Source organism: Streptomyces sp. NPDC003016, assembly GCF_053591455.1.
Genome location: NZ_JBSFTV010000014.1, coordinates 166697 through 175040, shown reverse-complemented (window position 1 = coordinate 175040; position 8344 = coordinate 166697). Strand labels below are relative to the sequence as shown.

Annotated in this window: 6 protein-coding genes and 2 pseudogenes; 7 read left to right on the top strand and 1 reads right to left on the bottom strand. The window is 70.1% G+C overall.

What is annotated here, in order from left to right; genetic code table 11:
• A pseudogene (locus ACWDZ4_RS15005) lies at positions 1-922 on the bottom strand (hypothetical protein); the annotation flags it as partial.
• A 463-nt stretch (positions 923-1385) separates the two neighbouring features.
• Here ACWDZ4_RS15005 and ACWDZ4_RS15000 point away from each other — a divergent pair.
• From ACWDZ4_RS15000 to ACWDZ4_RS14970, 7 genes and pseudogenes are all read left to right on the top strand, one after another.
• Positions 1386-1769 (top strand): annotated as a pseudogene (locus ACWDZ4_RS15000) (toxin glutamine deamidase domain-containing protein); the annotation flags it as partial.
• Positions 1770-3164: 1395 nt separating this feature from the next.
• Positions 3165-4094: a hypothetical protein gene (locus ACWDZ4_RS14995; protein WP_451508819.1), complete on the top strand. Its 930-nt coding sequence runs from the start codon at positions 3165-3167 to the stop codon at positions 4092-4094.
• The gene (locus ACWDZ4_RS14990) at positions 4091-4948 is read left to right on the top strand and encodes an immunity 49 family protein (protein WP_451508810.1); all 858 of its coding nucleotides are present in this window, start codon (positions 4091-4093) and stop codon (positions 4946-4948) included. Before ACWDZ4_RS14995 ends, ACWDZ4_RS14990 begins: the two co-directional genes overlap by 4 nt.
• A 35-nt stretch (positions 4949-4983) precedes the next feature.
• A complete protein-coding gene (locus tag ACWDZ4_RS14985) occupies positions 4984-5310 on the top strand; it encodes a hypothetical protein (protein ID WP_451508809.1) in 327 nt (108 codons plus the stop codon).
• 37 nt (positions 5311-5347) lie between these two features.
• On the top strand, positions 5348-7267 hold the full coding sequence (locus ACWDZ4_RS14980; protein ID WP_451508808.1) for an ATP-binding protein: 1920 nt from the start codon (positions 5348-5350) through the stop codon (positions 7265-7267).
• A 162-nt stretch (positions 7268-7429) separates the two neighbouring features.
• The gene (locus tag ACWDZ4_RS14975; protein ID WP_451508807.1) at positions 7430-7834 is read left to right on the top strand and encodes a hypothetical protein; all 405 of its coding nucleotides are present in this window, start codon (positions 7430-7432) and stop codon (positions 7832-7834) included.
• Complete coding sequence (locus ACWDZ4_RS14970; protein ID WP_451508806.1) at positions 7821-8279, top strand: CBS domain-containing protein; 459 nt, start codon at positions 7821-7823, stop codon at positions 8277-8279. The genes ACWDZ4_RS14975 and ACWDZ4_RS14970 overlap by 14 nt, the downstream gene beginning before the upstream one ends.
• Positions 8280-8344 lie beyond the last annotated feature (65 nt).

Here is an 8344-nt window from a genome sequence, read left to right as displayed (position 1 = left end):
CCGGCGCCCCGGACACCGGACAGAACCCTCCCTCCTCCCCTCCGTCCTCCCGCCCGACCCTGTCGGACTTCGACGACCCCACCCCCACCAGCACATCACCCTCCCCCTCCTCGGACACCAGCGGCAGCACACCCAGTACCGGCGACAACCGCAGCAGCTCGTCCTCCCCGAGCAGCGCGGGCCTGTCCGCACCCGCCCCGCAATCGGCCCCCACACCCGCATCCAGCGGCACACCGTCCTCCACCCCCAGCGGCGGCGGGATCAGCACCTCCATCGACAGCCTCGCCGCCAGCATCCCCACCCAGTCCAACGCCGCCCCCACGCCCACCACGGCGGACCCGTCGACCGCGGGCCCGCGCCCGGACGGCAGCTCCCCGATACCGAACTCGCCCACACCCCCCACCACCACCGACGGCACAGCAGGCACCCGCACCGGCACCAACACCACCCCGAGCGGCTCCTCCTCCCCCACCAGTCCCACCAGTCCCAACCCCACACAGGGCCCGCCCAGAACCCCCTCCACCACCCCCGGCATCCCCAACCCCACCCCAACCGGTCCCGTTTCCACCCCGAACCCGGCACCCTCCACACCACCGCGCAGTACGCCGACCCCATCGACGGACGGCCGCACTCCGGGGACCCCCGACAACCGCACCCCGAACCCGAACCCGAACCAACCCGCACCCGGCACTGCACCCGGCCGCACCTCGAACCCGAGCACGCCCAGCACCAGCACACCGGGATCGGCAGATGCCCGTACGCCCCACCCGAACACGACCCCGAGCCCGGCCTCGGCCACGCCCCATACGAGCCGCCCCGAACCAACCACCCCGAGCCAGGACCCCAGGCAGCCGGCCCCACCCAGAACCACGGCGCCACAGGCAACCCCGACCCCAACAGCAACGCCGAGCACGGCGGACACGCCCGCCTCCGGCTCTCCCGGGCGTACCCCCGACCGAGCACCAGCCCCGGCCGCCGGCACCCCGCACACATCGCAACCGGCTGCGGGCAACACTCCCGCACGGCCTCACCAGCCGTCCGGCAACACGCCCAATACCCCCAACACGCCGCAGCAGCCCAGCACCACCAACCCCGGCACACCGCCGAACACCCCGAACCAGCAGCAGCAACAGCAACAGCAACAACCTCAGGTAACGGCGGTACCGCTCCACACCGGGGCCCCCGGTCCGAACGCCCCCGCCCAGGCGTCGAATCCCACCCCGCCCGGCCCGCAGGCACCGGGCTCGCCACAGGCAGCCCCCGGCGCACCCGACAAGCCGGAGCCGCAGACGGACAGTCTCGAGGACATCCGCGACGACCTGGACCACTCCCCGGGAGGGCTGACTGAGCCCGACCCCCAGGACCAGCAGCTGCTGGCGAACGCCGTGCCACGGAATCCCGACGGCACTCCTCAGCGGTTCCCCGACCCGTTCGGCCCCTGGAGCCAGCTTCAGAACGACGGCGGCAACGAGGTACCGGGACGCAGCAACAACTGTGCCGACTGCTCCCGGTCCTTCCTGGAGACCTGGTACGGAAACCCTCAGGTCTCCGCCCCGCGCACCCTCGACACCGACGAGGACGGAAACCTCGACCCCTGGTCCCCCGAAAGCAACGCGAACGAGAACCAGATCCGCTGGGCCGGCGCCCCCCACACTTACGCGGGCACCGGCGACGACCCCGATACTCCGCTACGTATCGCATGGGACCTCCATCAGGCCGGGCACGGTGCGGCAGCCGTCGTCCAGGTCGACTGGCCGGGCGGCGGCGGTCACGCGTTCAACGCCGTCAACCATCACGGCGACATCATCTGGATCGACACCCAGAGCGGCGAGGTCAGCCACAACCCGCTCCACATCGACAGCGCGGCGCGTGTCTGGCACATCCCCCTGGACGCGGACGGAAACCCGATTCATCCGGCGGAGACGGACACCGGCGACTCCCAGAATCAGAACGACGAGTCCGAGGCGGAGAACTCCGAGAACGCGGCGAACTCTGACAGCGACGGGCAACCGGACAACACCACGCAGAACGACGCTTCGGGCGGCCCTCCGAAGCAGCAGACCAACGGCAACGAGCCGGGCATCGAATCACCCACCACAGCGGATGTCACGACACCGGACGCGGGCACTTCCAACACCTCGAATACGCCTCGGTCCACGATGGCCGAACCGAGCACAGCGCCTGGCCCGGACCACGGCCCGGCGAACAGCAAGGCCGGTAACGAGGACGGTCGGACACCCCAGCTCCCCAGCACGCCCGATGGCCGGCAGACACTCCCCCACAACGACAACTCGACGCAACCGCGGCAGTCGCAGACCCCGGAGTCGGCCACCGAGCAGAACCGCCCGTCCCCGTCCGAGACACCCGACGCCAGGGACCAGCAGTCACACCCGGATGCCCCGACGCGCCCCCACGCGCAGGGTGGGACGCCCGACCGGGAGACCCAGTCGCCGACCCGCACCACACCCGACGGCACCGACAGGACCACTCCGGACAACGAGTCGTCGCCCACCCGGACTGCAGTCGGCACCCCGGGCACCAGTCCGGCACACGACACTCCCGGCGATCCCACGACCAGGCGGGACACGCCTCAGCAGACCATCACGTCCTCGGACCCGCGTACATCCATTCCACATCAGCAGACGACAGACCCGCGCACCACCGACCCGCGCACGGCCGGCCCACGGCGGGACAACCTCACGCAGCAGAAGCCGGAGACCAGCGAGCGGCCCGACGGCCGGCGGCCGAACACACCGCCGCGAGCGGACCATGCACGCCCTGACCGGCTAAGTCCCGACCAGGCGCGTCCGGACCACCCGGAGGAGCCACCCTCGGCAGCTCCGGGCGAGAACCAGCCCGACGCCCCGGACCCGACACGGCCTGATGATCCGAACCAGTCGTCGGCCGACAACCGTCGCGACCGCCCCAGCAGTACGAACAAGGACTCGGTGGTCCCTGCACCGGAGAGCCTCCCTGTAGGAAAGACCGCCGACGCGTCCAGCTACCTCAAGGACTCCACGCGCGGCAAGGGTCCGCTGTACGGCCCCATTGCCGAAGAGACCAGCAGAGACACCACCAGGTCCGATTCGGACAGCGCCACCCCGCCCCGCGGACCCGCGGAACCCGCCGCTCGTAGCGAGGATGACAGGGCTTTCATCCGTAGGATGGTCGACTTCGCCAACGAGAGCAGGGCGAACCGCGAGCTGTACTGGCGCAAGGACGGCCAGCGCAACAGCCTGAACAACAAGGTCGACGGCCGCGATCTTCCGCAGCTCAAGCGGGACCCGAATCATCCCGACGACCCCGACAGATTCATCGCGGCCAGCGATGCCCCGCCTCCAGTCCAGCCCGACTACATGCCTGCTGAGACCCACCCAGTGGTCCGCCGGGGCAGGAACGTCGGCATTGAAGAACATCACCTTGCCCATCTGGACGCCGCTACCACCGACCGTGAGTGGACACTCGCGGCCGATCGGATCACCAGAGCTGCGAAAGAGGAGGCAGAAGCCGATCACGGCAGGGATTCAGAAGAATTCAAGCGGGCGAAAGCCATCTACGCAGACACCCACGACGCAGTGGGGAAGGGCGGTGAGGCTCACGGAGAATACGCCGCGCACCACCATGCGATGGCGAGTGAGCACCCCGAATACGAGCTCGTCGATGTTCCGCACACCGGCAGCGGTAGTGACCAGTTCGACCAGATCTATGAGCACAGAGACAGACCGGGCCATTACATCGTGGTCGAGGCGAAGGCTCCGGCAGCCGACCTTCAACCGCGCAAGGGGCACTCAGGCAGACGAGTAATGCAGGGAACCCGGGAGTACTTCGAAACCATCATTATCGCGATGCAGGAGGGAACCCCCGAGCAGGAAGACATTGCCAACAAGCTGGAGGAGGCGTACGCCGAGGGAAATGTGCAGTACGTAAAGGTGCAATCCAGGGTCGAAGACGACACACCGGATGCAGATCCGGAGAGCAGCGGGGAGAGCCCAGAGGGCAGTTCAGGTGACGAGGGAGCACCTGGGGCCAAGAGGTACGGTGGCTTCGCCATGAAGTACTTCGACATCCGGAAACCTGAAGAGGGACAGGCATGACCGTACAAGTACCCCGCCATGACATCCCGTCCGATCGCGTCCGCAGCGTGGAGTCGCTCGTACAGCAGACCGAGGAGCGTATCGGTCGGTTGGAGGGAAACGCCTATACGTTCAACTTGGCGCTGAACAATTCAGTCAGGGTTGCCCAGACGCACTGCGCTCTCGATCCGGACGCAGCGAGGATCGAGACATGGGAGGCGTGGGTCGCGGCCATGCAGATCGGATCCGCCCTTTTTCAGTCGGCCACTTCGACCGAGCCGACGGTGACCTGCCGTATCAACGGCAAAATGCGAACTATTCCCTCCACAGGCCCCACTTCCCACGCAGATGCGGGGAACTGGCTCACCGCTTTCCATCTCGCCGCGATCTGTCGGGAACACGACCGGCTGACCCGGCTCAGCAACGTCCCGATCTCTCTGCTGCGTGAATCGGGTGCGGTGTACGACGAGTACATCTATGACTGGGTCGACACCCTGCAGACGTACTGGAAGCAAGGCCCGGATCTCGGCGACAAACTGGTGGCCGCAGTCGACGGCACGGCGCCCGAGCGGCTGCAGATCGTCGACCGAAGCACCATGCTGAGGTTCCTCTACCCGCCCATCAACCTCCTCTACCGCCTGATCCGTGGAGAGGCCGACCGGTACAACGCCGAACTGGTCAAGGCACTGGAGTGGCACAAGGAGTACTGGACGGAGGACGAGGCGAGCGCGGCCAGGGCCACCGGCCTGGTCGCCATCGGCCCCCTGGCGATCACCTGCCTCGCACTGGACGCCGACATCACCATCGACGTCGAGTCGGGTTACCTCCCCAAGTACCTGCTCGACGGCAGCTGGGTCAACGCATTCCCCACGTAACCGACCACACCGACCGAACAGCAGAGAGTAAACCCATGCCTCAGGACACCTCCACCCCAGCACCACAAGGTCCGCCCACCTCCCCGGACCAGGCCATCCACATTGTCCGCAGCCGCTACGCCCAGCCCAAGCTCCCGGACGGCACCCCCGCCGAACTCCGCGTCCACGAGTTCGACATCGGCTACCTGGTGTACGCCGTCTTCCCACCCCGCACCGACATAGCGGGACGACCGCAGCCCTCCCCACCGGGCGGCGCCAAGATCGTGGTGTCGAAGGAGACCGGCGATTCCGTCACCGTCCCCAACTACCCCACAGAGAAAGCCATCGCCCTCTACCGCAAGAACCTCGAACGCAACGCCTGACCTTCGCCCGTTACCCGGCACACACGAGGACACACCCATGACCGCCCCAACCGACGGCTACGCGCCGCATCCCCACACAGGCGGCCGCGTCGCCGTACTGCGCGCCCTCGCCGCCTGGCGGATGGAGTGGCCCGGTGCGCCGCGCGTGGTCGTCCTCACCGGCAGCCCCGGCAGCGGGCGTTCGCACCTGCTCACCGGGTTTCTGATGCTGTGCGATCCGGAGTTCCGCAAGCGGCTGCCGCTGGACGAGATGGATCCCTCGACCGTGCCGCCCGAGCTGCCCGCGCCCGCTGTGCCGAGCGCCGAGGGGCTGACCGCCGCGCAGGTCCTGTGGCTGCTCGCCGGTCACTACGAGCTGGCCGCCACCGGCACCGAGGAGGTGTACGCCGAACTGGCCGCCCTCGGCCACCCCGTGACCGTCGTCGTGCCGGACGTCGACCGGGCCGGACCGGTGCGGGCCGCGGGTGGGCCCGCCCGGCTCGTACGCGAGGTGCTCAAGCCGCTCGCCGCCACCGAGACCGTCCGGCTGCTCGTCGACGTACCGCGTCCGCTCGCCGCCGAGCTGGCCGACGGCCTGCCGTACGGCGCGGTGCAGATCATCGACCTCGACGCACCGGAATGGGCCGACCCCCAAGGGCTCGTCCTGCATGCGGAAGCGGCGCTCAGCCCGCTCTTCGGGGCGCCGGAGCTGCCGTTCACCACCGACCCCGCCGCGCGCCGCGCTCTCGCCGAGGCGATCGGGCGCCGGGCCGGGACCAGCCCGCTGGTCGTGCAACTGGCCGTGCACAGCATCCTCATGGCACCCGAGGGCTTCGACCCCGCCGACGAGCAGTACATACCCAGCTCCGTCGGCGAGGCCCTCGACCTGCATGCCCGTCGGCTCGGCGCCGACCCGCAGACCCTGCGGCTGGTCCTGGCGCCGCCGGCCCTCGCCGAGGGGGACGGGCTCCCGGTGAAGATGTGGGCCCGGCTCGCGAGCGCGGTCGCCGGGCGGGACATGAGCCAGGCCGTCGCCGGCGCGATGACACTTGTGGGGCCGTTCGTCCAGCCCGAGGAGGCGGACGGCGAGGACGGGCGTACGCTGCTTCGGCTGTCGCATCCGGCCCTCCGTGACGAGATCCGAGCCGGCCTGGCGGACCTGCGCGCCGCCCAGTCGCAGATCGCCATGGCGCTGCTCGAAGCGGTGCCGGAGCAGGACTGGGGCAGGGCGGACCCGTACGTACGCGATCACATCGCCGGGCACACCCTCGAAGCCGGACTGCTCCCCCAGCTCCTCACCGATCCCGGGCTGTTCGTGCACGCCGACCCGGTGCCGCTGCGCGCAGCCGTCGAGGCCGTACCGATCGACGCGCTGGGGGCGCCCGCCCGCACGTATCTGCGCACCGCCCCGCTACTGACCCGCACCCAGGCACCCGCCGCGCTGCGGGCCGCCCTGCTGGAGACCGCCTTCGCCGAGGACGGGCTGCCCCAGTACGCCGACGCCGTGCACCGGCTCGGCTTCGACCTGCCCTGGCAGACCCTGTGGAGCCTGCCGGTCCCCGGCATCAGCGCCGTGACCGTCGGCAGCCTCCCCGGGACGGACGGGCCGGCCACCCCCGTCGCCGTCCTCGTCGTACCCGCGGACACGCCCGGCGCGCGCGCCCTCGACGCGTCCGGCCGTACCGCGATCCTCGTCCACAGCCTCATACAGCCGACGTCTCTCGTCGAAGTCGACCCCCAGCAGATCCTGCGGCCCTCCGAGGACGAGCGCGTCGCCGCCCCGCTCGCGCTCAGCCGAGGGGCAGACTATGTCCGCGTCTGGGATCGCACCACCGGGGATGCCGTTGCCACGCTGATCTCCGACGTCGCCGTGACGGACACCGATCTCTCCCCCAGCGGCATCCTCCTCGTCGCGACCGGGCGCGGGGCCAGGGCCCTGCGGATCCGCCGTTCGCCGGCCTCGACGACAGCCTCGTAGCCGACCACGGCCGACGGTGCGGTCCGGCACCCTCCTGACGCCACCCCCACGTGCCGGATACGTCCCGATATCATGTAGAGGACGTGTAAGGTTCCCCGCGGTGTGCCGGGAAGCCTGGTCGGCGGTCGTGAGAGAACTCTCTTTGCCGATCGGGGTCCAGCCATGGTTCTCATTGCCGTCTTCGGAGTCGCACCGCTCGTCGCCGTGCCGCTCTCCGGGCTCGCCGCCCGTACGGTCCTTCCGGCCCGCTCCACCGCGGACAGCGACATCCTCGTGCGCACCGCGGCCCCGGCACTGTCCGCGTCCCTGTTCGCGGCGCTGTCCGTGGCGCTGTCCGTGGCGCTGTCCGCGTCCCTGCTCGCCGGTGGCAGGCACGTCGCGTTCCCCAGGCCGCGCGAGCACGGGAAGAACCCGGCCCGCGCCCTGGGACCGGCCCTGGGGCCGGGTATACCGCTCGCCTCCGTGGTACGGCCCTGCTCACGCACTGCCCCGCCGGCCCCGGCCGGACGGTCCTCGTTCCGGTCGGACGTCCACCCCAGCAAGGAGAACGGACATGCTCGCACGTGATCTCGCGGAGGCTTATCCCTCCGTGTCGACCGACGCCGACGCGGTGGACGCGGCCCGGCTGCTCTCCGAGCACAAGCTGCCCGCGCTGCTCGTGGTCGACGCCGACCATCGGCCGTACGCCATCGTGCCGGGCTCCCAGCTCATCAAGCAGCTGGTGCCCGACTACGTGCTGGAGGACCCGCTGCTCGCCACCGTGATCGACGACCGGCACCTCGACGAGGTCATGGAGCGGATGGCCGGGCTGACGGTCGCCGAATGGCTGCCCCGGCGCGGTTACACGCCACCGGTGGTCGGTCCCGACGCCGGTGCGCTGCAGGTGGCGGCGCTCATGGCCCGTACGCACAGCCCGCTGGTCGCCGTGATCGAGCGCGAGGGCGACGAGGTGCGCCTGCTGGGCGCCATCACGGCCGCCTGCCTGATGACCCACATCGTCGGAGCGTCGTGAACGGCCGGCAGGGCTGGGCGGCGCTCGCCGTCTTCGCCGGCCCGTACGCCCTTCGCGGCCAGGTG

What these genes read in the sequence shown, in the direction of transcription:
- ACWDZ4_RS14995 (WP_451508819.1), top strand. Translation starts at nt 3,165, where the DNA reads ATGGTCGACTTCGCCAACGAGAGCAGGGCGAACCGCGAGCTGTACTGG.
- ACWDZ4_RS14990 (WP_451508810.1), top strand. Translation starts at nt 4,091, where the DNA reads ATGACCGTACAAGTACCCCGCCATGACATCCCGTCCGATCGCGTCCGC.
- ACWDZ4_RS14985 (WP_451508809.1), top strand. Translation starts at nt 4,984, where the DNA reads ATGCCTCAGGACACCTCCACCCCAGCACCACAAGGTCCGCCCACCTCC.
- ACWDZ4_RS14980 (WP_451508808.1), top strand. Translation starts at nt 5,348, where the DNA reads ATGACCGCCCCAACCGACGGCTACGCGCCGCATCCCCACACAGGCGGC.
- ACWDZ4_RS14975 (WP_451508807.1), top strand. Translation starts at nt 7,430, where the DNA reads ATGGTTCTCATTGCCGTCTTCGGAGTCGCACCGCTCGTCGCCGTGCCG.
- ACWDZ4_RS14970 (WP_451508806.1), top strand. Translation starts at nt 7,821, where the DNA reads ATGCTCGCACGTGATCTCGCGGAGGCTTATCCCTCCGTGTCGACCGAC.